Here is a 26,211-nt window from a genome sequence, read left to right as displayed (position 1 = left end):
ACAAATAAAGCGATTTTATCCTATATAGGTAAAAGAAGAGTTTTTTCTTTTATAAGGAGGAAAAAAGCCATACGGATAGAACGAAATTACAATAGAAAATAAACGACTGGAGGTTCTGACCATGTTTAAAAACTTTTTTAAAAGAAAAGCTGAAAACAAGTTAGAAATTATACAGCCTTTGAAAGGAAAATTGCTAGCTATTGAAGAAGTTCCAGATTCGATATTTTCACAAAAAAAGATGGGGGAAGGATTTGCGGTTGATCCTATAAATGGGACGTTAGTTGCTCCGATTGATGGGGTAGTGATGAGTGTGTTGCCAACAAAGCATGCGATTTGTTTATCAGGACAAAATGGAAAAGAATTACTGATTTATGTTGGCATGGACACAGTTAATTTAAAAGGAGAAGGCTTTAAGGCATTCGTTAAAGAGGGCGAAAAAATAAAACGAGGACAAAAGCTAATGGAAATTGATTTTGATTTAATCAAAACGAAAGTACCTTCCATTATTACATCTGTTGTATTTACCAATTTACGAGCAAATGAAAAAGTGATCGTTGAAGAGGGAAGCATTAAAGTTATTTCCTAATCGGTATATACTAAAAAAGTGTTACAAGAGAAGTCTATATAACACTTTTTTCCATTAAATAATTTAAAATTAAAAACAGCAAAAATTAAGTTGCTTCTATTTTGACTACCTTTTTCAAAAAGATAGAAACGAGGTTTGGATCTAATTTCTTTCCTGCCATGTCCATTAAAATTTGAGCTGCTTTATCTGCGGGCATTCCTTTTCGGTAAGGACGATCAGATGTCAGTGCATCCCATACATCAGCAACTGCAATGATTTTTGCCTGCAGCGGTATTTCATCTCCTTTTAAGCCATCAGGGTAGCCGGTCCCATCAAGTGATTCATGATGATGCTTTATCCCAGGAAGTAAAACAGACAAGTTTTCAAGCGGCTCGATAATCTTCGCTCCAATTTCAGGATGTTTTTGTATAATTTCAAATTCTTCTTTTGTTAATTTTCCAGGTTTATTTAATATATCTTCGGGAATGGCTATTTTTCCAATATCATGTATCAAGCTTGCCCATTTAATATTAGTTTCTTCTGTACGAGACAGCTTTAGTTCTCTACTAAGGGCAACAGCCAGCGTCATTACATTGATACAATGTCCATTCGTATATTTATCTCTCGCTTCTACTGTATTTGCCAATGAAGAAATAATAGAAGTACCAACCTCATCTAAATATTCTTTTTGTTTCTGAAAGCGTTCGAATAATAATCCTGCTAGAAAACCAATAGAAGCAAAAAATAATAGGCGGATCTCCCAATTGGAAGCAGCTTGCTGAATGTTTTTTATCACATCAAAGGGCATGTATGGTCCCATTAATAGCCCAGCTAAAATCCCAACAAATAAACCACCAAATCTTCCGAAACCATAAGCAGTTAAAATAATCGAAAAATAAAATAAATGCACATAAACATTGCTAGCTCCATTTGTAGAATACACAAGGAACCAGATTAATAATAAGGAAATGGCAATAATGCAAGCAAATGCAATAGGGTATTCACGTAGTCGAGTAAGAATATTCTTTTTCATTTGATTTTTACCTCCCTAAAGCCAGGGGTCATGCTGCGTAGTTTAATTAGGACAAAGATGACAATAGAATAATAGATTAATAGTTTAAGACTAATATAATAATTTAACATACATTTATTGCAAATACAAGTAAAAATTAGTGGTTTTGTGGAGGAGGAGAATTTATCAAAATTTTATGCGGTTTTTTAAAAAGGGGGATGGTTGAAAACGCTTGCTATTATTATCTTGATGGAATTATTTTCTAGAAAGACAAGCGTTTTTTCACCATCTAAATAGAGTAATTGTTTATTCAAACGGATACTTAATGCCCCATTGATTTCTTACTTCTGTCATGATATCCATCACATCTAAAGATAATTCCAATGTTTCTTTGCTGCTTTTGTTTATGATATATTGTTCCATATCTTCGATTTCATACTGCAATGCTTTTGCAGTATCGCCAGCTTCTATGATTTCTTGTGAACCGTCAAGATAAGTAATGGTTGCTTTTGCTGCTCTAGGGAAATTCTCAACAGTTATATAGCCTTCATCACCTGCAACTACGCCTAGTTTTGGCATTTTTGCTCGCATCGTTAATGTTATGACAGCCATTTCATTATCTCCATTTTTTAATACAATACCCGATTGTTCATCTACGCCTGTTTCAAATTCTTTTACCGTTGTGATAATCTCATCAGGTTGGCTCGAAAGGAAAAATCTTGTGAAAGAAAGTGCGTATGTACCAATATCTAAAAGTGCCCCACCTGCTAAATTCTTATTAAAAAATCGGTTTGTTGCATCGTTTTCTTTACAGCTGCCGAATGAAACAGTAACCATCTTTAAGTGGCCAATTTTTCCTGATTGCACTACTTCTCGCAGCTTTTTAAATAATGGCATATGATAGATAGTCATCGCTTCTGCTACAATTAACTGTTTTTCATCCGCTAATCGTACAATTTCGTCCAGCTGCTGGCTGTTTACTGTAATCGCTTTTTCACAAAGTACGTGTTTATTATTTTTTAAGCTTTGTATAATATATTCATAGTGGTTCGAGTGAGGAGTAGAAATATAGACAACATCTATTTTTTCATCTTGGAGCATTTCTTTGTAGTCGCCGTAAGCTTTTTGTACTTGATATGTTTTCGCAAATTGTTCTGCTTTTTCCAACGTTCGTGATCCAACTGCATAAACGCTGCTGTTCAGTTCATTAATCGCCTGTGCAAATTCTGCTGCAATCGTTCCAGGTCCTAAAATAGCCCAATTCAATTTTGTCATGCTATCACCCCATCATTATTTTTGGAGATTACTTGAAAACCAGTTTCTTTTGCTATCAGTACTTTTGTGACTTCTTTTGTAAATAAAGAGGTTTCTACAACGCCGCATATAGATTTTAATTTCTCTTGCAGAGTAGTAAAATCATCTACTTTTTCAAAATGTACATCCATTAATAAATTGCCGTTGTCGCTTATTGTGTACCCATCTTTTTCAGCGGAATGACGAATGCTGCATTTTCCTCCGATTTCATGTATCTTTTTCTCTACATAGGTTAAGCTGTCTTCTAAAATTTCCAATACAATTGGATGTTTACATGTTAAAGAAGGAACGAATTTACTTTCATCAATGAGAAGGATATATTCTTCTGCCATATTTGCAATTAATTTTTCCTTTGTATGAATCCCACCGCCGCTTTTTAAAGCGAAAAGCTGTTCATCTACTTCATCACAGCCGTCAAAGGCAACGGACACTTTCTCTACACTGCTTGTAGGAAGAACTTCTAATCCATTGTTTATACAAAGCATCCTAGTTTTTGTGGAAGGGGTTACAATTTTAACAGCAAGATTAGTAGATTGGATATAGTTTATTAAATAAGCAATGGTGCTGCCGCCGCCCAACCCAATTATTGTGTTTGGATGAATAAATTGCAGCGCTTCCTTTGCACATCGTTTTTTAATATTATCAGTACTCATCATCCACCTCCAGCAAGTATTTTAATTGCATCTATAGTGTACGCCTCCTGTTTTTTTCTGTCAATTATTAGGGAGATAGTAGAAGAATTTTAAAGGTGTTTATTGTTTTTCACTAAATACAAATATTGCAGAATGATGTTTTAGAGTTACGGTTATTTTTAAAAAATATCTCTTTATAGGTAAGGCTGTTTTCTTAAAGTTTTTTGTTTATTACGTAAAAAAATGGGAGAAAAGAAGTACTCAGCAGACTAAATACACGTAGACTCCTGTGGGAATACGAGAAAGACGAGACCCCACAGGAGCGTATGCGACGAGGAGGCTTGACGCTCGCTAAACGGACGAAGTGTATTCAGACTGCGGGTTAAAAAGCAACAATCTATACAAAAAAAGCCATAGGTAAAAAGGACAATGTAGGATTGTAAACGGCTGGTTTTTATTATTTTAACCGAGAAGACCCCTACCTCAAGGAACGTTAAGGGCGAAGTCAAGTGAGTAGGTAGGGGATGAATCGGTATTTTTTTCGTTTTATTGACTTCTAGTTGCAAAAATTCCCTCTCTTGTTATAAACTATTTAGTAACAGATAGAACGTCAGTTCGGTAGGAGGGAGAAAAGATGAAGAAAGCGTACTTTTCAAAACACATATTAAAAAAGGAATTAGATCCTATAACGCTAGCCGAAACGACCACTTTAAATGAGTTATTTAACCGTGCGAAGAGATTTACGTTTCAAACGCTGATCCGCCAAAAGCGTTTGAAGCGCGACTTGTACGAAGACAGCATTCATTTAGTGGTAAAGAAAAAGTTTGGTGTAAATGATTATGTTGCAAATAGTATTATTCGTGAATCGCAAGCTCTTCTTAAATCTCAAAACGAACTAAACGCATTGTATATAAAACAAACCGATGAAAAGATTAAAAAAATCAAGAAGAAGTTAAAAACAGAACGTTCTTTTTTAACAATCTTTCGAAAGATGAAAGAAAGTTGTATGAAAGGAAACCTACAGTTTCCTAAAAACAGAAAATACGCTCTACATCCTAGTGGAATCGTTTCGCTAGAGTGTAAGAATCAGTCCTTCATTTGGATGAATACATATCTGTTTGAACATCAGTATCTTGATGTAACGATTAAACGAATAAAAGCGAAAATTGGACGCTTACAACATCGCCTTTTCCGTTTAGAGGGTAAAAAAGAAAAGCTAAAGAAACACATTTCTAGCGTTGTATTTGGAACCAAAAAGCTGTTTAAACACCAATTTACGAAAGAAGCGTTTGTCCAAGATCACGAGTCTTGGAGAGCGCTCTTTTTAGCTGCACGAAACAAGCAAGTATTGATTTCAGGACGTAAAGATTCTGCGGCTGGTAACTTTGTGTTTAACTATAATCCGGGAACAAAGGACTTGTATATGACCTCCTTAGGAGGAAAAGTAGTAACGTTTCCAAAAGCAGCGTTCCCTTACGGTCAAGAACAAGTCAACAAAGCTGTTCTGCAACAAAGAAATTGCAAAGACAAAAAGGCCAACGGTAAACCTATTTCGTGGTCCATCGAAGATCACGGTAATTATTACATCATTAAGTGCCTAATCGATGTAGAAGAAGAGACATTTGTTAACTTCTCTACTTCTGATGGTGTCATTGGAGTTGATTGTAATGTTGATCACTTTGCGTGGACAAATGTATCAAAGGATGGAAACTTTTTAGAAAGTGGTAAATTGGCGTTTTCATTACATCGAAAAACAACTGGTCAAACTATTAAAACTATTGAAGCAGAAGCTATTGCTTTAGTAGATATTGCTGTTCGTAAAAATAAACCAATTGTAATGGAAGACATTGATACCACGCTATCTAAAACGGGTAATGTATACGGAAATAAGAGCACCAACCGTTTAAAAAGTGTATTCGCTTATCGTAAAATGGCGCAAGCGATTGAAAGTCGTGCGGAAAAGATGGGAGTGGCAGTTTTAAAAGTGAATCCAGCTTATACATCCATTATAGGAAAACTCAAGTATATGCGTAAATTTGGTATTTCTATTCATCAAGCCGCCAGTTATACCATTGGCCGAAAAGGTTTAGGTCATAAAGAAAAAGCACCACAGGTACTTCGTCATCATATCGTCCGTCATCAACAACCTTATTGGAAGCAGTGGTCTGCCTTAAATAAGAAATTAAATGTTCGAACAACCATGCTCTATCAATTATTTAATGTAAATAAACCTTTTAATGGTATTGACTTTACACACCAACGATTAACTGAAATAGAAACAAAACAATTAAAGAAAGTTTTCGCTTAAATAAATAACTTGAACCTCTTGTACCAAATACTTACTCACGATACCGGAGCAGATATAAAAGCATATATGCGTGCATATATGTCGTGTCTAGGTTTGGGTGCATTACAGGAGTGTCAAACGATTCCATACAAATGAAAGTCGATGTACCAGCTACAAGCATTTGCTTACATAGAAAGAACTGTATGCCAGGTTGTCCTGAAAGGGACTCTTCTAACATCTTGTATGGCTAACTTATCTCGTTGAGCGGATAAGGTTCCTTTGGCTTTTTGAATTTAGGAATCCTCCACTTCAAGCTTGCTAAGTGGGGATAGTTCAATGCACATCGTTCATAATATTGTAATAAATAGAAACTTTTTTTTCTGAATTTCCCGTTATAATAAAAACATAAAAGATGTATTTAAAATACTCTTTTGCATAGGCTGTTTTCTAAAAGTTTGTTGTTTTTAAATAAAATAATAAACATGGTTGAAGTACTGAGCAGCCTGAATACACGTAGACTCCTGCGGGAAAAGCGAGAAAGACGAGACCCCACAGGAGCATAGCGACGAGGAGGCTCGGCACTCGTCCGCGGAAAGCGAAGTGTATTCAGGCTGCGGATTAAATAACAACAATCTATACGAAAAGAGCCTTTATATAAATACAAAAGAAATTACTAAAAAACAAAGTTATCTGAATTATATGATTAATGAAAATTAGCAAAAGACCCAAACTATCTTTGGAGGTATCAAGATGAAAAAGAAATTGGTTATGATTGGAAATGGGATGGCTGGTGTACGAACTATCGAGGAGATTTTAAAAAGAGATTCACAAATTTTTGACATTACCATCATTGGACAAGAACCTTATCCTAATTACAATCGCATCATGCTTTCAAATATTTTACAAGGGAAAACCACCGTTAAGGATATTAATATTAATGATTGGGATTGGTACAAAGATAATAATATTACCTTATTAACGGGAGAAAGTGTAATAAAAATTGATCGAGAACATAAAAAAGTTGTAACAGATAAAGCAAATAATATTAATTATGATGAATTAATTATTGCAACAGGATCCAACGCCTTTATATTACCTATACCAGGCAGTGATTTAGAAGGCGTTATTGGATTCCGTACTATTGATGATACTGAGAAAATGATGGAAACAGCTAAAAAATTTAAAAAAGCAGTTGTAATTGGCGGCGGTCTTCTTGGTTTAGAAGCTGCAAGAGGATTAATTGACAGAGGAATGGATGTACATATAGTCCATATTATGCCGACATTAATGGAACAGCAATTAGATACAGCTGCAGCTGAATTGTTAAAAAAAGATTTAGAAGCACAAGGCATGAAGTTTTTAATGGAAAAACAAACAATGGAAATTTACGGAGAAGATCGAGTGCAGGGCATAAAATTTACAGATGGGACGTCAGTTGAATGTGATTTAGTAGTGATGGCGGTAGGAATACGTCCCAATGTTGCGATTGCAAGAGAAGCTGGGCTTGATGTAAATAGAGCAATCATAGTAAATGATTATATGGGTACTTCTGATCCTGCTATTTATGCTGTTGGTGAATGTGCTGAGCATAATAGCATCGTGTACGGATTAGTTGCACCACTTTATGAACAAGGAATAGCATTAGCCGATCGTATTACTGGCAGAGATAGTAATGGATATCAAGGAAGTATTTTATCAACACAGTTAAAAGTAGCCGGATGTGACTTGTTTTCAGGTGGTAAAATTCATGAAGATGCCGAAACAGAAGCTATTATCGTTCATGATCAATTTGCAAAAAAATACAAAAAAATTCTTGTAACAGATAATAAAATCGTCGGAATTGTTCTATATGGAGATGCATCAGATGGGAACCGCTTATTTAATTTGCTGAAAAAACAGGCAGATATTAGTGAATATACAAGTACATCTGTTTTAAGCAAACCAGGTCAGGACAGTGAGGAAGATTTGGTTGCTTCAATGAGTGCAGAAGACACAGTTTGCGGCTGTAATGGTGTCACAAAAGGAACAATCGTACAAACAATTTTAGAGCAAGGTTTATCAACATTTGAAGAAGTAAAAGGCTGTACAAAAGCTGGTGACTCTTGTGGAAAATGTAAACCAATGGTAGAAAGTCTTTTAGCGCATACATTGGGAGACAGCTTTGATGCATCTGCTCAAAAAACTGGCATGTGCGGCTGTACACCGTTAACACGAGATGAAGTTGTTTCTTACATTATTGCAAAAGGCTTGAAATCTCCGAAAGAAGTGCGAAATGTATTAGAGTTTGCTCATGAAGAAGGATGTTCTAAATGTCGTCCTGCGTTAAATTACTACATGCGTATGCTTTTCCCAGAAGAATATGAAGATGATAAAGCTTCCCGTTTTGTAAATGAAAAGATGGAAGGGAATATTCAAAAAGATGGAACATTTTCTGTTATTCCACGCATGTATGGAGGTACAACAACAGCAGAAGAGTTAATTCGCCTTGGAGAAGTTGCAAAAAAATACAATGTGCCATTAGTGAAAATAACAGGAGCAAGCCGCATCGGTTTGTATGGAGTGAAAAAAGAAAATGTACCACAGGTATGGGAAGAGTTGGGAATGCGTTCCGGTTATGCTTATTCTAAATCACTTCGCAATGTGAAATCATGTGTTGGTTCCCAGTTCTGCCGTTTTGGTACAAAAGATTCATTGGGCTTGGGGATTAAATTGGAGAAAGCAATTGAGATGGTTGATACACCACATAAAATGAAAATGGGTGTTACTGGTTGTCCAAGAAACTGTGCAGAAGTGCTGACAAAAGATTTTGGTGTAGTGTGTGTGGAAAACGGCTACAAACTATATTTTGGAGGAAACGGCGGTACAGAAGTACGAGAATGTGATGAGCTGATTACGGTGCAAACAGAAGAAGAAGTAATCACAATAGCAAAAGCGTACGTGCAATTGTACAGGGAACATGCAAATTACGGAGAACGTACAGCACCATGGGTGGAACGTATGGGAACAGCATTTGTGAAAGAAACTTTATTAAAAGAAGAAAATATTTCAATGCTTGTTGAGCGTTTTAATAAAGCAAAAAACACTTATACAGAAGCATGGTCATTGGTTCTGAATAATAAAGAGAAAAAAGAGATGTACGAAGTAGTAAAAGGATAATAATGAGGAATAGAATGAAATCATCTGTTTGGGGGAATGGAAATGACTACAACGAAAGAATCGATTAAACTTATGAAACTAGTAGATTTACCAAAACAAATTGGAAAAGACGTACAGGTAAAAGGACAGTCAATTGCATTATTTCATTTATCAGAAGGAAATGTCCGGGCTATCAGCAACCGTTGTCCACATAAAAATGGACCTTTGGCAGAAGGAATTGTATCAGGAGAGTTTGTGTTTTGCCCCCTCCATGATTGGAAAATTTCATTGATGACAGGAGAAGTGCAAAAGCCGGATAATGGCTGTGTAGAAACGTTCGAAACAAAAATAATCGATGGCTATATTTATTTAACGGTTTAACAAATGGAAATGGACAGTGGATTTGTTGCATTTGTTGGGGCAGGGCCTTTCAAGTGCAACATGTATTAGAAATTAAAGAATGGAAGTGTGATAACTAATGGATGCTGTTGTATATATTGGCCATGGCAGCCGTTTACAAGAAGGAATACAAAACTTTTACACATTTATTGAAAATATGATGGAAAGTGTTTCGATGCCTGTTCAGGAAGTTGCCTTTTTAGAACTAGCTTCTCCTTCAATTGAAGAAACGATGGAAAAAGTAATTCAAAATGGTGCTAAAGATATTCTTGTTGTGCCGGTTCTCTTATTTAGTGCTGCTCATTTTAAAAAAGATATTCCAGAAGTGCTGAATCGAATACAAGCAAAATATCCAACCGTTTGCTTCACTATTACAACTCCATTTGATATTCATGAAAAAATGGTGGATTTAGTAGTAAAAAGAATTAATGCTTGTAGAAAAAACAGTGATGGTATTATTCTTTTGGTTGGCAGAGGAAGCAGTGATCCAGAGCCGGGTTTGAAACTATTAGAAATAGCGAATTTAATTGTAAAAAAAATAAATATGCCGGTTGCGACTGCTTTTTTAGCAGTAGGAACTCCCAGTTTTGATGCGGAGCTGATCAAATTAGAGGAACAATTTGAAACAATATATGTGATGCCATATTTATTGTTTTCAGGATTGTTGCTGAAAAGAATGGAAAGCAAAATAGCAGCATGTACGAAAGATGTTACATTATGCGGGCATTTGCAATACGATTTGTTAATGAAAGAAATCCTGTTAGAGAGAATGCAAGAGCAATACGATAAATTAGTAGTAGTTTGAGTGATTAATAATATTTAAAAAAGGAGGAAGGAAGAAAAAATGAGAGAGGTCATAACTGCCATTAGTAATACAGCAGCTGCAAAAATTACATCTTTACAAACAAGTAAGAGTAAATATTTGATAGGTGCAATGTTAGCCGGTTTTTTTGTAGGGTTGGGAATTATTCTTATTTTTTCTATTGGAGGAATACTGGCTCCAAGCGCATTTGCCGGTACCAAAATCCTTATGGGTGTTTCATTTGGGGTTGCGTTAAGTCTTGTTATTATGGCTGGTGCTGACTTGTTTACAGGAAATAATATGGTAATGACAATCGGTGTATTAGAAAAGAAAACAACTTGGCAAGATACTGGGAAGGTTTGGTTATACAGTTATGTTGGCAATTTTCTTGGTTCTATTTTAGTTGCACTTTTATTTAGTTATTCTGGCTTAGCAATAGAAGGTGTTGCAGACTTTATTACAAATGCTGCAGCGGCAAAGATGAATGCGCCATTTGTGGAATTATTGATTCGTGGAATTTTATGTAATATTTTAGTATGTTTAGCAGTTTGGTGCTCTGTAAAGCTCAAAGAAGAAACGGCAAAATTAATGATGATTTTCTGGTGCTTATTTGCCTTTATTACATCTGGGTTCGAGCATAGTGTTGCCAACATGACACTTTTAACCATTGCACTTATTATTCCACATCCAGAAACGATTTCTATTGCCGGTATGTTTGCCAATCTAGTACCGGCAACCATTGGTAATATTATTGGAGGAGCAGTGTTCGTAGGCGCAGCATATTGGTACAACATTTCAGAAAGGAACAAAGGAAAGGTAAGGTCAATTAGGAAGCAAGCGTAAATGTAAATAGTGAACCTTAATTGTGGAGTGATGATAAGAAGGTTGATATTGTGACGAAAGATACTCCAGCTATACTTTTGTTAATTTAAAATAAAGTTCGATAATTTATAATAAAGTTTGATTAAAGTCCTGTATAATATGCAGGATTTTTTTGTTCCGCAATCGGTCTGATTGTTGAATAAAAAGGTAACTTGTATAGTGAAGATTGTGAGGAAATCCACTTAAACTAATTGGGTTAGTTTTGCAATAATTCTAGGATTACACTTTACATATATTCACTTTTATGTTAGATTACTCAATGATAAATTTGACTAAGGGAGGTGTAAGCGATGTTAACTGTTTATAGAATTTTATTTGGAAAAAATACAAAAATCGGTAATGATTTAGCGGACAAAGGGAGTAGTCTGTCCTTTTTTATGCTATACAACCATATAAAAACAGTTATCGGAGCTTTGCATCTATGACAAAATACAAATGAATGACTTTATTTATTTGTGCATATTTTGATATTAATGTCTAGCACCGATAATTTTATCGGTGCTTTTTATGTTCTTTTTTATCTTAAAGGATAGATAAACTCCCTTCTATTTACTCACAAAAAATTAGAGAGTCTTATGGAAGGTGAGAAACATGCAATTAAGAAAAATTAATAAATATAGAAAAATAAAAGAATTCTTAAGGGAACATAATTACCCTAATTTTAGAATGAAACAAATATTGAATGCTATTTTTAAAGAAAGAATAGATAAATTCAATGAAATTAATGTACTTCCAAAATCGTTAAGAGAAATTTTAGTTAAAGAATTTGGAGAGTCTATTTTAGATGTTTTTCCTTTAAAGGAAAAACATTCTGAGCAAGTCACTAAAGTCTTATTTGAAATTTCTGGAAATGAAAAAGTAGAAACGGTTAATATGAAATATAAAGCTGGGTGGGAATCATTTTGTATATCTTCTCAGTGCGGATGTAATTTTGGGTGTAAATTTTGTGCAACAGGTGACATTGGATTAAAAAGGAATTTGACTTCGGATGAAATTACTGACCAAATTCTCCATTTTCACTTACAAGGTCATTCAATTGATAGTATTTCTTTTATGGGGATGGGAGAAGCATTAGCCAATGTACAAATTTTTGATGCCTTAGATGTACTCACTGATCCTACACTGTTTGCTTTAAGCCCTCGTAGGTTATCTATTTCAACTATTGGTATTATACCAAGCATCAAAAAAATGACTCAGAATTATCCGCAAGTTAACTTGACGTTCTCGTTACATTCTCCTTTTAATGAGCAACGAAGTAAGTTGATGCCGATTAATATTCGATATCCATTTTTAGATGTGTTGGATACATTAGATGAGCATATACGAGTAACTTCCAGAAAAGTTTACATTGCTTATATTATGTTACCTGGTGTAAATGATTCAATTGACCATGCTAAAGAATTAGTAAGTCTTTTAAAAGGTCGATATAAAGCAGGGAGTCTATATCATGTAAATTTAATCAGATATAACCCAACCGTTAGTTCACCTTTAAGTTTTGATGAAGTGGACGAAAGTCGTGTTGTTAATTTTTATAAAGAATTAAAATCATCAGGGCTCAAAGTGACCATTAGAAGTCAATTTGGAATTGAAATAGATGCTGCTTGTGGTCAATTGTATGGAAATTATCAAAAGAGCAACAAGCAGTAATTTGAGGTGAAGATGATTGAATTGTATTCCATAAAAAAATTTGTTAATATAAAAATATAATTATGAGAGGACTGATGGATGGACAATGATTAACTAATCTATATTTTTATTTGAAATGAATAACTTCAAACTACAAAATATAGGGTTAGTCTATCCATTTTTATAAATCAGTTTACACTTTATTTGTCATGATTCCAATGGCAAAAAAGAACTTATTTTATATAAGTGAAAGACTAATCCTTCCAATTGCAAATTGGGAGGATTTTTTATTCTCTTATAGTTAAGAATAATATTTTTTAATCTGTAACTTTAATCTAATAAATAAAGGAGAGAGAGAAATGAGCAATTCAGACACTATTGTTACGCATGTAATACTCCGTATAAGTCGTTAATATCCATCAAACTTATACGGAGAAATTTAGAATAGATGGATGTGCCGACTTTGTATAAAAAGTAAAAAGTGTTTATATACAAAGGAGGAATTATCATGTCAATGATACAAGTTCAAGACTTAACTTTTTCTTATCCAGGTAGCTTTGACAATATTTTTGAAGGTGTAAACTTTCAAATAGATACGGATTGGAAACTTGGGTTTATCGGTAGAAATGGACGAGGTAAAACAACATTCTTTAATTTATTATTAGGGAATTATGAGTATAGTGGGAAAATCATTTCTTCGGTAGAATTTAATTATTTCCCTTATCCAGTTTCGGATAAAAACAAGTATACTCATGAAATTATTGAAGAAATTTGCCCCCAAGCAGAAGATTGGGAAATTCTTCGTGAAATATCCTATCTAAATGTTGATGCCGAGGTCATGTACCGACCATTTAAAACATTATCAAATGGAGAACAAACAAAGGTGTTGCTTGCTGCACTTTTTTTGACTGAGGGTCAATTTCTATTAATTGATGAGCCAACCAATCATCTAGATACTGATGCACGAAAGATGGTCTCTAATTATCTAAGGAAGAAAAAAGGGTTTATTTTAATTTCACATGACAGAATTTTTTTAGATGGATGCGTTGACCATATCTTATCTATAAATAGAGCAAATATTGAAGTGCAAAGTGGTAACTATTCTTCCTGGAAGTTAAATTTTGATAGACAGCAGGAACACGAAGAAGCAACAAATCAGCGTCTACAAAAAGACATCGGGAGATTAAAACAGTCTTCAAAGCGTTCAGCAGGTTGGTCTAGTCAAGTGGAAGCTTCCAAAAACGGGACAACAAATTCGGGTTCTAAATTGGATAAGGGTTTTGTAGGACATAAAGCGGCAAAGATGATGAAGAGAGCAAAGAACCTTGAATTAAGGCAACAAAAAGCTATTGAGGAAAAGTCTAAACTGCTAAAGAATGTGGAAAAAACCGAGTCATTAAAATTAGAACCATTGGAATTTCAGTCAAATGAATTGATTGTTTTGTCTGATGTGTCTATTAAGTACGATGACAAAATAGTGAATAAGCCAATTAGCTTTAAAGTTGAACAAGGTGACCGTATTGTACTTGATGGAAAGAATGGAAGCGGAAAAAGTAGTATCCTAAAACTAATTCTAGGAAATCCGATACAGTATACAGGCTCAATGAATTTAGGTTCAGGCCTCATTATTTCCTATGTCCAACAAGATACTTCTCATTTGAAGGGACTGTTATCGGACTTTATTGAAGAGCATGAGATTGATGAAACATTATTTAAATCCATCCTACGTAAGATGGATTTTGACCGAATTCAATTTGAGAAAGATATATCTCATTATTCTGGTGGACAAAAGAAAAAGCTGCTTATAGCCAAAAGTTTATGTGAAAAAGCTCATTTATATATTTGGGATGAACCGTTAAATTTTATTGATATTTATTCGCGTATGCAGATTGAAGAGCTTATTCAAAGATTTAATCCCACAATGGTTATTGTTGAGCATGATCAGGCATTTCAGCAAATAGTTGCAACAAAAACTATATCTATGTAGTAAATAGGAAGAATTGAAGATATAATCAGTAAATTAGTATTAAACTATAGGGCGCCATTCTTGAGGAATCGGCGTTCATTTGTATTTTAGGGCTTAAAGTTGAAGAAGAGAGCGAACGTTTTGCGGGCAGCCTGACCACCCATATTGGGTGGTTTTTGATTGAACGTGGATATAATCTTGCTATTTACATATAGTCATTTCCCAGATTTGTCAGAACAGGACCTATACTTGCATGCTGCAGTACAATCATTTCCAACAAATCAATTCCTACTAAAATATCATCAAGGTCAGTATGCTCATCTGGATGATGGCTTAATCCATCAACAGATGGGATAAAAATAAGGCCAACTGGTCCGAATATCGTCATGTTCATTGCATCATGCCCTGCACCGCTTTGCATTATTTTATAAGGTAAACTATGGTCTTCACAAATTGTTTTTAAATCATGTACAATCTCAGATGATAGCAATACAGGATTTTCCATACTGATTTCCTCGCAGTCTATCACTAATTGTCGATTTTTTTCAATCATAGAGATAGTCTGGAAGAGATAATCTATTACTCGTTGTCTTGATTCAGTAGAGGAAGACCGGATATCTACCTTTATTTCCACTTTTCCTGGAACTACATTCATCGCCCCTAAAGGTAGATCCAACACACCCACAGTTGCGACTGTCTCGTAATGATGTTCTTGATTTGCTGCTTTTTCCAATTCAAGGGCAATTTCAGATGCTCCAAGCAAGGCATCTTGTCGCATATTCATCGGTGTTGTGCCTGAGTGGGATGCTTTTCCCTTTATTTTAACAATAAATCTCGCTGGTGCTGCGATGCCTGTAACAATGCCGATTTTTTTGTTTTCATTTATAAGAACGGGACCTTGCTCAATATGAAGCTCTAAAAATAATTTGAACTTTTCACCTTTTCTGCTTGCAGTGTCAATTTGATTAAAGTGGAGGGCACAATGGGAAAAGGCTTTTTCCATTGTAATTCCATCTCGATCCTTTAAGAAACGGTATTTTTCCTTTTCGATTAATCCAGCCATTGCTTTGCTTCCAACAGTTGAAACGCCAAAGCGAGATGATTCTTCACAAGCAAATGAAATGATTTCAATTGGATGATCGGTAACAATATTTTTTTCATTTAATCTTTTAATTACTTCCAGAGCAGCAGTAACTCCAACAGCTCCATCATATTTTCCACCTTGATATACAGTGTCTAAATGGGATCCCATCACAACAGGAGGCAAATCGTTTTGTTTTCCTTCCCTTCTAGCAATAAGATTGCCACAGCTATCTAAACGAATATCAAGGCCTTCATCTTTGCACAATCGCATAAATGCATGGGTGCAAGCTTGCTCTTCATTCGAATAAGCAACTCTAGTTATGCCCACTTGTCCTGAATTATATTGATTAATGTTATTTAAAAGAGCTTCATATCGTTTCTTCAGTTCCATAAAATGTCTCCTATTTGTTTGGAAATTTTGTGCAAGAGCATTAGCATCCGGGATTATGTATTCCTGAATTTTCTGATATTAATTATTTCTTCTATTATTATAGCAAATAAAGTTCACACTTATTTGTTAAAATTCTTAAATGGTTGCTTTAAAAAAAATAACTTCCCTTCATATAAAAGTTGAAGGGAAGTTACTTAATTAACGAAGTTCTTTGCCCTTTGTTTCAGGAATTAAAAAAATAAAGGCTAAAGCTGATAATACATAGATTCCAGATAATAAGCTAAGCGCATAGCTTAAAGAATGGTTTAACGAAATATATCCGATTATAAACGGAGCAAAACCAGCGATGGCTCTACCAAGGTTAAAGATAACATTCTCCGCTGTTGACCTTGCTTCTGTTGAATAATGCTCCGCTAATAGTGCTCCATAGCCACCCATCATTCCATTTACAAAAAATCCAAGCACTGCTCCAAGAAGTAAAAGGGCAGTTGTAGATGTTTGTTGGAAATAAATCCAGACGATGATAGATGCAGCAAATAAATAAATTAAATAGGAAGGCTTTCTTCCAATTTTGTCAGCAAGATAGCCAAAAACAAGAATTCCAATAATCATCCCTGAAATGGTAGCAACTGTCCACATGGTCGTTTTATTAAAGCTGTAGCCAAGTTCATTTGCCAGCATAGTAGGCATCCATGTCATTATTCCAAAAAAACCAAAGTTTTGTACACTTGTTGCAATAATTAATCCTATAGTTGTTTTTGTTGTACTAGGTGAAGAAAACAATTGACCAATGGCAATTTTATTTTTATTTTCGTTTTTAAGCTTTGTCCAAATTTCGGGTTCTTCTAAATTTTTACGCGACCAAAAAGCGAAGAGAGCAGGCAGCACACCAGCTACAAACACCCCTTGCCATCCAAACACTGGTGAAATATACATTACTGTTAAAGTAGCCAGCACAATTCCAAGCTGGAATCCAACCGCAACAATAGATGTTGCACGAGAACGATATTTTTTAGGCCAGGTTTCTGTTACAAGCGTCATTCCAATTCCAAATTCGCCGCCAAGTCCAAGACCAGCAAGGAATCGGAAAACAGAGAATGTTTCTAAATTTGGTGCGATAGCACATAGACCTGTAAATACGGAAAAAATTAAGATCGTCCATGTAAAAACACGAACACGTCCAAATTTATCGGCTAAAATGCCAAAAACAATTCCACCGACTACTGCTCCTAAAAGTGTAACAGTAGAAATGCTTCCTGCCTGAGCTTGGTTGATTGCAAAGTATGCCATAATTAATGGCATGGTAAAAGCTAAAATCATCATGTCCAATCCATCCATTGCATAGCCAACGGTGGATGACCAAAGAGTTTTCCATTGATAAGGGGTAATTTTTTCTGATTTGTTCATACTTGAACTATTCGTTGTATTTCCGTTCATATTTTTCCTCCAATTAAGTTGAAAGTTATTTTTTTGTACTTATATAATTTCTTAATACCTCCCGTCGTACTATATTAGGATGACGAATAAGTCCTAAATAGTTTTAAAATTTTTTTAATGGGCTTTTTATTTGTTCCGCAAAGCGGGAAGACAGTTTTGAATAAAATTGCCTTAAGTTATGTTACTAGTCATCTTTATAGTTGTCTATACGTTTCGCAGAAAATCTCTTGATCTTTTAAAAGTGGAAAGAAAAAGTTTTGTAAGAAAATTATTTGTACAGTTTTCTGTAATGTAAATAAGCATTTTCTATAGAAAAATAGATTCCATATATTTATAGGAGTTTATTATTGGTTTTTTTTGGCTGTTTTCTAAAAGTTTGTTGTTTTTGAATAAGACAATAAACATAGTTGAAGCACTAAGCAGCCTGAATACATGTAGACTCCTGCGGGAAAAGCGAGAAAGACGAGACCCCACAGGAGCATAGCGACGAGGAGGCTCGACGCTCGTCCGCGGAAAGCGAAGTGTATTCAGGCTGCGGGTTAACTAACAACAATCTATACGAAAACAGCCTTTTTTTTCTATAAAAGTCCTTTGTTTCGTAGGGGATTTTCCGAAGAGTTTGAAAAAATATGCTATTTTAAAATGATTTTTTTCTTAAAGGAAGCTTGTTCTAAAACTAGTTTTGTAAGATTATCTTACACGTTTATGGACTTTCTAGTCTAATTGGTTCATAATTTAGAATATTCATACAATGTTTGATGAGGCTTTCTTATGAAAAGATGAGGTGAGTTAATGCCACGATCACAATACGCAGTTGAGATGAAGGACATAGTAAAGAAATTTGGTGAAGTAGTAGCCAGTGATCATGTCAACTTCTTTGTCAATAGAGGGGAAATTCATGCATTATTAGGTGAAAATGGAGCTGGGAAAAGTACCATTATGAGTATGCTTTCCGGAATTTATAAAGCAGACAGCGGTTCCATTGCTTTACATGGAAATACGGTTCGCATTCGATCTCCGAAGGAATCAATGGAATTGGGCATCGGCATGGTTCATCAAAATTTTCGGCTAGTTGAAACATTAACAGCCATTGAAAATATTATTTTAGGAGAAAAAAGCAATATTTGGCGAGGGGCTTCTTGGCGGAATAAAAAGAAAAAGGAAATAGAAGCAATTGCTGAAAAATATGGACTGCCGTTTCCAACGAATGTCCCAATATGGCAGCTGTCGGTTGGAGAACAACAGCGTGTAGAAATCATTAAAACCCTTTATCGTGGGGCGGACATCATTATTTTTGATGAACCAACATCTGTATTAACGCCTGGTGAAGCAGATCAGCTGTTTCAAACGATGCAAGAACTGAAAAATAACGGAAAAACAATGATTATTACGACACATAAATTAAAAGAAGTAATGGCAATTTCTGATCGCATTTCCGTAATGAGAAAAGGAAAAATGATTGCCGAAATGAATAAGAAGGATACCTCGGTAGAAGAGCTGGCACAATTAATGGTGGGACGTGAAATGACTAATGGTATTTCTGTCCAAACAAAACAAATAGGAAATCCAATTCTTGAAGTAGAAGGATTAATAGTAAAAGCTGAGCATGGTATAAATGCGATAAATGGTGCCAGTTTTACGATTCATGAACATGAAATTGTTGGTGTTGCCGGTGTTGCTGGAAATGGGCAAAAAGAGTTAGCTGAAGCGTTAACAGGTTTGATGCCTTGGGAGAATGGAAAGGTAGTATTTTGTGGAGAAAATTTACAGTCTCCTTCTGTACAAACATTAATTGATAAAGGAATTGCTCATATTCCTGAAGACCGCATGAAAAGTGGACTTGCTGGCAGCCTTGGATCAATCGACAATTTGCTTGCAAAAACATATCGGACAAACAAACGAACAAAATACGGCTTGCTCCAAAAGAAACAAAACGAAGAATGGGCATCTGAGCTTATTAAAAAATTTGATGTGCGTACACCAGACTTGCATAGTCCAGTGAGGCAGCTGTCAGGTGGAAACCAGCAAAAATTATTGTTTGCAAGAGAAATAGATCAAAATCCAAAATTGATGATTGCTGTTCATCCTACCCAAGGATTAGATGTGGGAGCGACAGAAGCTGTTCATCATATGCTCGTAGATTTACGTAATGCTGGAAGCGGAGTTCTATTAATTTCAGAAGATTTGGACGAAGTTATGCAATTGTCGGATAAAATTCTTGTATTATATAACGGCAAAATCAGTGGAGTGCTGGCAAGAGGAGAAGCAGATAAGGAGTACATCGGACAGTTAATGGCTGGATTAAGTGAGCAGGAAGGAGCCGTTGTATGAGTCAAAAAGCATCTCTTGAACAACAAAGTGTGAACATAAAAGAAAGGAATAAATTATCCTTCCTTCCGTTCACTCTAGAATATGATCCGTTAAAAAAGTCAGGGGGATTTTGGGTGCCAATCGTATCGATTGTCGTCGCTCTCCTAATTTGTGCATTGTTTATACTACTAAATGGAATGAATCCAATCACTATTTATGGAAAAATGGTAAATGGAGCATTTGGGTCCAGTTTTGGAATTAGTGAAACTTTAGTAAAAGCAATCCCGCTTCTATTATGTGGACTTGGTGTTGCTATAGCTTACAGAATATCAATTTGGAATATTGGCGCAGAAGGACAATTTATTGTAGGCGCAATTGGTGCTACTGCAGTAACAATTTATTTTCCAAATTTACCGGGACCAGTATATATCCCATTAATGGTGATAGCCGGAGTATTATTTGGAGCGGTATGGGGGTTGTTTACGGCAATACCACGTACATATTTTCAAGTCAATGAATTGATTACTTCCCTTATGTTAAACTATGTTGCGTTATTGCTATTGGATTATTTTGTATTTGACCCGTGGAAAGATCCAAAAGGGTTTAACTTTCCTGGAACAGCCATCTTTACTCCATTTCAAATGCTGGCGAACATAGGGGGGACAAGACTGCATATTGGGGTTATTATAGCGCTGATTATCGTACTGCTCTTTGCCTTTGTAACAGCAAAAACTCGTTGGGGATATGAACTGCGATTGCTTGGGGCAAATCCGTCAGCAGCAGCATCTTCAGGAATTCGGATTAATAAACATATACTTATTGTGATGATGATAAGTGGTGGGTTAGCAGGGTTGGCAGGAATGCTGGAAGTGTCGGGAGTAGCTCATCGTCTCATGTATGGGATTTCTCCTGGTTATGGATATACGGCAATTATTGTCGCATGGCTGGCAAAACTGAACCCTTGGGCAATGATTGTTAGTTCTATCTTTATTGGGGGATTAACGGTTGGCGGATTTAGTGTCCAAACCATTGGGCTGCCTTCCTCAATGTCATTAATGCTCCAAGGATCCATCCTTTTCTGCTTAATCGGTGGTGAGATGCTCAGTAAGTATCGTGTTAAATGGAGGAAAAATAATATATAAAGGCTGTTTTCTAAAAGTTTATTGTTTTTGAAAAAAATAATAAACATGGTTGAAGTACTGAGCAGCTTGAATACACGTAGACTCCTGCGGAAAAAGCGAGAAAGACGAGACTTGTGCAGGAGCATAGCGACGAGGAGGCTCGGCACTCGTCCGCGGAAAGCGAAGTGTATTCAGGCTGCGGGTTAAAAAACAACAATCTATATGAAAAGAGCTTATATAAAGCAGTAAAGCAAAGAACGGAGGGAATTTCCATGGAAATAACGATTTTAATCATTGCAGCAGCCATCTCTTCGGGATCCTCCTTATTATTTGCTATATTAGGCGGGATTTTAAGTGAAAAAGCTGGTGTAATCCATTTAGGAACAGAAGGAATTATGCTTATTGGAGCAGTTATTTCCTGCATTACTTTTATAAAAACAGACAGCTTGTTCCTGACACTTTTGGCTGCTTTATTGGCTTCTGGAGTACTTGGATTGATTCATGCCATTCTATGTATCACATTGCGTGCTAACCAAATAGTTTCTGGGCTCGCTATTACGTTGTTTGGTACAGGATTTAGTGCTTATTTAGGAAAATCGGTAGCTGGTGCTCCTTTATCTGTTTCTGTGCCAAAAGTGCATTTATCTTGGCTTGAACCAATTCCATTTATCGGCAAGATCTTTTCTCATTTGGATATATTTATTTGGATCAGCATCGCTTTAAGTGTTCTTTTATATTTATATATGTTCAAAACATCATGGGGCCTGCATTTAAAGGCAGTTGGCGATAGTCCATCGACTTCAGATGTAATGGGAATTTCCGTTATAAAAACTCGTTACCTCCATGTTATAGCTGGTTCAATGTTAATGGGGTTTGCCGGATTTTATTTAATTATGGTGTACTCGCCAAACTGGATTGAAGGAATGACAGCTGGGAGAGGCTGGATCGCGATTGCACTTATTATCTTTGCCCGTTGGAACCCGCTTCTTGCAATTGTCTGTGCGTATTTCTTCGGGGGGCTTGATGCTTTAGGATTCCGCGTTCAACTGTTTAATATTGGAATTCCATCTTATTTCCTTAAAATGATCCCATATATTGCAACCATTTTAGTGCTTATGTTTATTGGTTGGAAAAATAGAAAAAAACCGCGATTAGAGCCTAAATCATTAGGTGTTCCTTATTTCCGTGAACAAAGATTTTAATAGTTTGTAAGGGATGTGATGCAAAATATTAACACTAGCTAAATCATTTCTATTTAGTAAAGGCTGTTTTCTAAAAGTTTATTGTTTTTGAATAAAACAATAAACTTGGTTGAAGCACGGAGCAGCCTGAATACACGTAGACTCCTGCTTAGAAAATCGAGAAAGACGAGACTTAAGCAGAGCATAGCGACGAGGAGGCTCGGCGCTCGTCTGCGGAAAGCGAAGTGTATTCAGGCTGCGGGTTAAATAACACCAATCTATACGAAAAAGCGTTAGTAAAAAACAATTTTATTATTAAAAAAGGGGGACATAACTTGAAAAAGTTATTTCAATTATTCGTATTTTTACTTGTAGCTGCTTTAATAACGGGCTGTTCTCAGGCATCTACGACAAATGATTCTAAAAAAGAAAATAATAGTGGACAGACAGAGAAAAAGGATAAGCCTAAAGTTGCATTTGTATACATAGGTGTTCCAGGAGATGGCGGTTGGACATTTCAGCATGATGAAGGAAGAAAAATGGTGGATGAAAAGTTTGGCATAAAATCAACTGTGGTTGAAAACGTTCCAGAAGGACCAGATGCTGAACGAGTGATTGAAGAATTGGCACAAAAAAATGACATTATTTTCACCACAAGTTTTGGATACATGGATCCTACTTATAATGTTGCACAAAAATATCCAGATGTAGTTTTTATGCATGCAACAGGATATAAACAAGCAAAAAATATGGGCACATACCAAGGACGAGGCTATGAATCTGGCTATCTAGCAGGAATTGCAGCAGGAAAATTATCGAAAAACAATAAAATCGGTTACGTAGGAGCATTTCCAATTCCAGAGGTAATCTACACTATTAATGCTTTCACTTTAGGAGCTCAAAGTGTAAATCCTGATATCGAAGTATCAGTAGTATGGAGCAACACATGGTTCGACCCTGCGACAGAAAGACAAGCAGCGGTTAGTTTATTAGATCAAGGGGTAGATGTGTTAGCAAACTATCAAGATTCCCCTGCAGGTATTCAAGCAGCAGCAGAACGTAAAGTTTGGGGAATGGGAAATGATTCCGATATGAATCGCTATGCTCCTGATACTTATATAACTAACCCTACTTTACATTGGGGAACGTACTATGTAAGTGTTGTACAAAGTGTGATGGATGGTACATGGAAATCAGGAGCAACTTTTGATGGTTTGAAAGAAGGAATGGTTGATATTGCACCATTCGGAAAAAATGTGCCAAAGGATGTTCAAGATTTAGTTAATACGAAAAAACAAGATATCATAGACGGAAAACTTACAGTATTCCAAGGTCCAATTAAAGATCAAAGCGGAAAAGAAAAAGTCGCAGATGGTAAAGATATATCGGACGAAGATATTCTGAGTATGAATTGGTTTGTAGAAGGGATCAAAGGGAAAATCCCTTCCACAAAGTAGGAGAGGATGTTCAATATGTTAGTACAAGATCGGGCTTTACTTCAGCAATGGCATCCAGTAATGCTTTCGACAGATTTGACGGGGCTACCAAAAGCAGTCGAAGTACTTGGTAAGAAAGTAGTTGTATTTCGGACAACCTACGGCGTTCATGCCTTTAAAGATTTATGTATTCACCGGGGAGTGCCATTATCTCTTGGAAAAGTAGTAAATGATGAAATTGTATGTCCATATCATGGATGGACATACAATCATTGTGGAACATGTACACGTATTCCATCATTACCTGAAAATAGGGCGATTCCAGCAAAAGCAAAAACAACTACTTATGCTTGTGCAGAAGAATATGGATTCATTTGGGTTTGCCTTGGCGAGCCAATTCAAGAAAGACCAACAATTGGTGATGAACCATTAAATGACCCAGCCTTAGTAAGAGTTCCAATGGGACCATATGAATTAGAAGCTGCAGGTCCAAGAGTAGTGGAAAACTTTTTAGATGTATCCCATTTGATGTATATTCATGAAGGATTATTAGGAGATAGTCAATTTTCAGAAATCAATGATTATCGTGTTCATCAAAAAGATGGAGTGCTTGTTACAGATGAAATTGAAGTGTACCAGCCTGATCCTGATGGAAGAGGCTACGGTGTTAATTCACGGTATACGTATAAAGTTTTTCATCCACTTTTAGTATCTTTTAAGAAAAGAATTGATGATTCAAATGATTACTTTCATTTATTTCTAATGGTCTTGCCAAATAATGAACAAAAAAGTACAGCATTTATGATAATGGAGCGAAATTACGCTTTAGACGAGGATGCAAAGCTCTTTATCGATTTTCAAGATATGGTCCTTGAACAAGATCGAATCATTGTGGAAAATCAAAAGCCAGAGCTGCTTCCATTAGACCTACAAGAGGAATTGCATCTTACATGCGACAGACTCAGCATCGCTTATCGAAAAATGCTGCAAGAAGTCGGCATAACATTTGGAACAGCATAACAAAAAAACGCAGGAAAGGATATTTTATTACCTTTCCTGCGTTTTTTTTGAGTTTCTTTAATCCCCAGTTTTGTAAAGTAAGTGTAAATAACTTACCTGTACTTTACAAAAAGAATCCTTATATAAACCTCTAAACCATTGAAAGAAAGGCATTTTCATTTTTTAAACTCTTTTTTAAGTAAATATAAACAGCAGTACGATTTACATACCTTTAAAATTTCTATAATTCTCCTAAATATGAACTTTATAAACGAGCTTTAACATTTAGGAAGGAGGTTTAGGATGAGATAGATTTACATATAGAGACTTCTTGTACAGACGGAGATTAATTACGAGGGAGAAAAAGTTCTTTTAAAAAAGTACATAACGTGTCGTAACGAAGAGAGAAGAGCATGGAGTAAAAAATTGTAGAATAGCTTCAACAGCTTGGATAAGGAATACAATGGAAAATTGTTTACAAGAGCAAATGGAACTTTTATTCAAGGCATTATTAGAAGTAATATCGAGGAGGAATTTTTTATCATGAAAAAATCACTAATCTTTTTATTGCTTTCTTTTATTCTAATTGTTAGCGCATGTGGGAAAACAGAGGAAACGGATGCAGAGGCAGATAAAGATAAAAATGCAAAAGATTCTACAGAAGCAGTTTCAGGTACCCTTCAATTTTATACTTCACAGCCAGATACAGATGTAACAGAACTTGTTAATGGATTTAATAAAAAATATCCAGATGTAAACGTCAAAGTTTTTCGTTCGGGGACAGAGGAAGTAATTGGAAAATTGTTAGCGGAAAAACAAGCAGGAAGTGTACAAGCGGATGTACTATTAGTTGCTGATAATGTAACTTTTGAAAATTTAAAGAGTCAGGACTTATTAATGCCTTATGAATCAAAGGAATTATCCGAAATTCCTGCTGATTTTGTTGATCAAGATCATATGTATACAGGGACAAAAGTTATGTCCACTGTACTCGCTGTAAATACTCAAAAAGTAAAAGAACTTCCAACTTCCTGGAATGTTTTAACCGAATCAGCTGCGCAAGAAAAAGCGATTATGCCAAGTCCTCTATATTCAGGAGCAGCTGCTTATAATGTTGGCGTTATGAGACGTGATACTGACTTTGGCTGGGATTACTTTAAAAAGTTACATGATAACAAGATAACAGTGGTTCAAGGTAATGGCGCAGTATTAAAATCAGTTGCTAGTGGGGAAAAACAATATGGCATGGTAGTTGATTTTATTGCAGCACGTTCTAAAAAAGAAGGTTCTCCTCTTGAGGTAGTGTATCCAAAAGAAGGTGTTCCAGTAATTACAGAACCAGTTGGCATCATGAAAGAAGCAAAAAATGAAGCTGCAGCAAAAGCCTTTGTAGATTATGTTTTATCAGAAGATGGCCAATCTTTAGCAAAAGAACTTGGATATACACCAATCCGAAAAGGAATGGAAGCTCCTGAAGGATTAAAAACACTTGATGAAATCGATGTACTATCTGCACCAACAGAAGATTTATTAAAAACACGTGATGAAGATAAACAGCAATTTAAACAATTGATGGGAGAAAAATAATACTATTTTTAGTAGGTTTTTAATATGTGTCGTGTTTTGAGAGCTC

General features: G+C 35.6%; 20 protein-coding genes. 15 read left to right on the top strand and 5 right to left on the bottom strand.

Annotated features, from left to right (window positions below):
* Positions 1-121 precede the first annotated feature (121 nt).
* Positions 122-586 (top strand): PTS sugar transporter subunit IIA, encoded by a 465-nt coding sequence (locus ACTXGU_RS08295; protein ID WP_443481041.1) that lies wholly within the window; start codon positions 122-124, stop codon positions 584-586.
* Between the two features lie 85 nt (positions 587-671).
* Here ACTXGU_RS08295 and ACTXGU_RS08290 read toward each other — a convergent pair whose 3' ends face one another.
* From ACTXGU_RS08290 to rpiA, 3 genes are all read right to left on the bottom strand, one after another.
* Positions 672-1,598, bottom strand: coding sequence for an HD domain-containing phosphohydrolase (locus ACTXGU_RS08290; RefSeq protein ID WP_443481040.1), 927 nt, complete (start codon positions 1,596-1,598; stop codon positions 672-674).
* Positions 1,599-1,883: 285 nt separating this feature from the next.
* Complete coding sequence (locus ACTXGU_RS08285) at positions 1,884-2,852, bottom strand: Gfo/Idh/MocA family protein (RefSeq protein WP_443481039.1); 969 nt, start codon at positions 2,850-2,852, stop codon at positions 1,884-1,886.
* Positions 2,849-3,544, bottom strand: a complete 696-nt coding sequence (rpiA, locus tag ACTXGU_RS08280) for a ribose 5-phosphate isomerase A (protein ID WP_443481038.1) — start codon at positions 3,542-3,544, stop codon at positions 2,849-2,851. Before rpiA ends, ACTXGU_RS08285 begins: the two co-directional genes overlap by 4 nt.
* A gap of 613 nt (positions 3,545-4,157) precedes the next feature.
* Between rpiA and ACTXGU_RS08275 the strand changes: the two genes are divergently transcribed.
* The 8 genes from ACTXGU_RS08275 (at position 4,158) to ACTXGU_RS08240 (ending at position 14,641) form a co-directional block, all read left to right on the top strand.
* Entirely contained in the window at positions 4,158-5,831 is a 1,674-nt protein-coding gene (locus tag ACTXGU_RS08275) for an IS200/IS605 family accessory protein TnpB-related protein (RefSeq protein ID WP_443481037.1), read from the top strand.
* A gap of 729 nt (positions 5,832-6,560) precedes the next feature.
* A complete protein-coding gene (gene nirB / locus ACTXGU_RS08270; RefSeq protein ID WP_443481036.1) occupies positions 6,561-8,966 on the top strand; it encodes a nitrite reductase large subunit NirB in 2,406 nt (801 codons plus the stop codon).
* Positions 8,967-9,008: 42 nt separating this feature from the next.
* Positions 9,009-9,326 (top strand): nitrite reductase small subunit NirD, encoded by a 318-nt coding sequence (nirD, locus tag ACTXGU_RS08265; protein ID WP_443481035.1) that lies wholly within the window; start codon positions 9,009-9,011, stop codon positions 9,324-9,326.
* A gap of 97 nt (positions 9,327-9,423) precedes the next feature.
* Positions 9,424-10,149: a sirohydrochlorin chelatase gene (locus ACTXGU_RS08260; RefSeq protein ID WP_443481034.1), complete on the top strand. Its 726-nt coding sequence runs from the start codon at positions 9,424-9,426 to the stop codon at positions 10,147-10,149.
* Positions 10,150-10,188: 39 nt separating this feature from the next.
* Positions 10,189-10,989 (top strand): formate/nitrite transporter family protein, encoded by an 801-nt coding sequence (locus ACTXGU_RS08255; protein WP_443481033.1) that lies wholly within the window; start codon positions 10,189-10,191, stop codon positions 10,987-10,989.
* Positions 10,990-11,318: 329 nt separating this feature from the next.
* Positions 11,319-11,453: a hypothetical protein gene (locus ACTXGU_RS08250; protein WP_443481032.1), complete on the top strand. Its 135-nt coding sequence runs from the start codon at positions 11,319-11,321 to the stop codon at positions 11,451-11,453.
* 166 nt (positions 11,454-11,619) lie between these two features.
* Positions 11,620-12,675: a Cfr family 23S rRNA (adenine(2503)-C(8))-methyltransferase gene (locus ACTXGU_RS08245; protein WP_443481031.1), complete on the top strand. Its 1,056-nt coding sequence runs from the start codon at positions 11,620-11,622 to the stop codon at positions 12,673-12,675.
* A gap of 487 nt (positions 12,676-13,162) precedes the next feature.
* Entirely contained in the window at positions 13,163-14,641 is a 1,479-nt protein-coding gene (locus ACTXGU_RS08240; protein WP_443481030.1) for an Lsa family ABC-F type ribosomal protection protein, read from the top strand.
* A gap of 184 nt (positions 14,642-14,825) precedes the next feature.
* Here ACTXGU_RS08240 and ACTXGU_RS08235 read toward each other — a convergent pair whose 3' ends face one another.
* Both ACTXGU_RS08235 and ACTXGU_RS08230 read right to left on the bottom strand, forming a co-directional pair.
* On the bottom strand, positions 14,826-16,094 hold the full coding sequence (locus ACTXGU_RS08235) for a M20 family metallo-hydrolase (RefSeq protein WP_443481029.1): 1,269 nt from the start codon (positions 16,092-16,094) through the stop codon (positions 14,826-14,828).
* 198 nt (positions 16,095-16,292) lie between these two features.
* Positions 16,293-17,531 (bottom strand): MFS transporter, encoded by a 1,239-nt coding sequence (locus ACTXGU_RS08230; protein WP_443481028.1) that lies wholly within the window; start codon positions 17,529-17,531, stop codon positions 16,293-16,295.
* 792 nt (positions 17,532-18,323) lie between these two features.
* Here ACTXGU_RS08230 and ACTXGU_RS08225 point away from each other — a divergent pair.
* From ACTXGU_RS08225 to ACTXGU_RS08200, 6 genes are all read left to right on the top strand, one after another.
* Positions 18,324-19,862 (top strand): ABC transporter ATP-binding protein, encoded by a 1,539-nt coding sequence (locus ACTXGU_RS08225; RefSeq protein WP_443481027.1) that lies wholly within the window; start codon positions 18,324-18,326, stop codon positions 19,860-19,862.
* Positions 19,859-20,983, top strand: a complete 1,125-nt coding sequence (locus tag ACTXGU_RS08220; RefSeq protein WP_443481026.1) for an ABC transporter permease — start codon at positions 19,859-19,861, stop codon at positions 20,981-20,983. Before ACTXGU_RS08225 ends, ACTXGU_RS08220 begins: the two co-directional genes overlap by 4 nt.
* 251 nt (positions 20,984-21,234) lie before the next feature.
* Positions 21,235-22,164, top strand: coding sequence for an ABC transporter permease (locus tag ACTXGU_RS08215; RefSeq protein WP_443481025.1), 930 nt, complete (start codon positions 21,235-21,237; stop codon positions 22,162-22,164).
* Positions 22,165-22,478: 314 nt separating this feature from the next.
* Positions 22,479-23,600 (top strand): BMP family ABC transporter substrate-binding protein, encoded by a 1,122-nt coding sequence (locus tag ACTXGU_RS08210; protein WP_443481024.1) that lies wholly within the window; start codon positions 22,479-22,481, stop codon positions 23,598-23,600.
* Positions 23,601-23,615: 15 nt separating this feature from the next.
* Positions 23,616-24,599, top strand: coding sequence for an aromatic ring-hydroxylating dioxygenase subunit alpha (locus tag ACTXGU_RS08205; protein WP_443481023.1), 984 nt, complete (start codon positions 23,616-23,618; stop codon positions 24,597-24,599).
* A 522-nt stretch (positions 24,600-25,121) separates the two neighbouring features.
* The gene (locus ACTXGU_RS08200; RefSeq protein WP_443481022.1) at positions 25,122-26,165 is read left to right on the top strand and encodes an ABC transporter substrate-binding protein; all 1,044 of its coding nucleotides are present in this window, start codon (positions 25,122-25,124) and stop codon (positions 26,163-26,165) included.
* Positions 26,166-26,211: the final 46 nt, after the last annotated feature.

The sequence above is a fragment of the Niallia sp. 01092 genome (assembly GCF_052318935.1).
GTDB lineage: Bacteria > Bacillota > Bacilli > Bacillales > Cytobacillaceae > Niallia.
The sequence above is the reverse complement of the archived record's forward strand: the minus strand, read 5'-3'. Positions and strand labels throughout refer to the sequence as shown.

What these genes read in the sequence shown, in the direction of transcription:
- ACTXGU_RS08295 (WP_443481041.1), top strand. Translation starts at nt 122, where the DNA reads ATGTTTAAAAACTTTTTTAAAAGAAAAGCTGAAAACAAGTTAGAAATT.
- ACTXGU_RS08290 (WP_443481040.1), bottom strand. Translation starts at nt 1,598, where the DNA reads ATGAAAAAGAATATTCTTACTCGACTACGTGAATACCCTATTGCATTT.
- ACTXGU_RS08285 (WP_443481039.1), bottom strand. Translation starts at nt 2,852, where the DNA reads ATGACAAAATTGAATTGGGCTATTTTAGGACCTGGAACGATTGCAGCA.
- rpiA (WP_443481038.1), bottom strand. Translation starts at nt 3,544, where the DNA reads ATGAGTACTGATAATATTAAAAAACGATGTGCAAAGGAAGCGCTGCAA.
- ACTXGU_RS08275 (WP_443481037.1), top strand. Translation starts at nt 4,158, where the DNA reads ATGAAGAAAGCGTACTTTTCAAAACACATATTAAAAAAGGAATTAGAT.
- nirB (WP_443481036.1), top strand. Translation starts at nt 6,561, where the DNA reads ATGAAAAAGAAATTGGTTATGATTGGAAATGGGATGGCTGGTGTACGA.
- nirD (WP_443481035.1), top strand. Translation starts at nt 9,009, where the DNA reads ATGACTACAACGAAAGAATCGATTAAACTTATGAAACTAGTAGATTTA.
- ACTXGU_RS08260 (WP_443481034.1), top strand. Translation starts at nt 9,424, where the DNA reads ATGGATGCTGTTGTATATATTGGCCATGGCAGCCGTTTACAAGAAGGA.
- ACTXGU_RS08255 (WP_443481033.1), top strand. Translation starts at nt 10,189, where the DNA reads ATGAGAGAGGTCATAACTGCCATTAGTAATACAGCAGCTGCAAAAATT.
- ACTXGU_RS08250 (WP_443481032.1), top strand. Translation starts at nt 11,319, where the DNA reads ATGTTAACTGTTTATAGAATTTTATTTGGAAAAAATACAAAAATCGGT.
- ACTXGU_RS08245 (WP_443481031.1), top strand. Translation starts at nt 11,620, where the DNA reads ATGCAATTAAGAAAAATTAATAAATATAGAAAAATAAAAGAATTCTTA.
- ACTXGU_RS08240 (WP_443481030.1), top strand. Translation starts at nt 13,163, where the DNA reads ATGTCAATGATACAAGTTCAAGACTTAACTTTTTCTTATCCAGGTAGC.
- ACTXGU_RS08235 (WP_443481029.1), bottom strand. Translation starts at nt 16,094, where the DNA reads ATGGAACTGAAGAAACGATATGAAGCTCTTTTAAATAACATTAATCAA.
- ACTXGU_RS08230 (WP_443481028.1), bottom strand. Translation starts at nt 17,531, where the DNA reads ATGAACGGAAATACAACGAATAGTTCAAGTATGAACAAATCAGAAAAA.
- ACTXGU_RS08225 (WP_443481027.1), top strand. Translation starts at nt 18,324, where the DNA reads ATGCCACGATCACAATACGCAGTTGAGATGAAGGACATAGTAAAGAAA.
- ACTXGU_RS08220 (WP_443481026.1), top strand. Translation starts at nt 19,859, where the DNA reads ATGAGTCAAAAAGCATCTCTTGAACAACAAAGTGTGAACATAAAAGAA.
- ACTXGU_RS08215 (WP_443481025.1), top strand. Translation starts at nt 21,235, where the DNA reads ATGGAAATAACGATTTTAATCATTGCAGCAGCCATCTCTTCGGGATCC.
- ACTXGU_RS08205 (WP_443481023.1), top strand. Translation starts at nt 23,616, where the DNA reads ATGTTAGTACAAGATCGGGCTTTACTTCAGCAATGGCATCCAGTAATG.
- ACTXGU_RS08200 (WP_443481022.1), top strand. Translation starts at nt 25,122, where the DNA reads ATGAAAAAATCACTAATCTTTTTATTGCTTTCTTTTATTCTAATTGTT.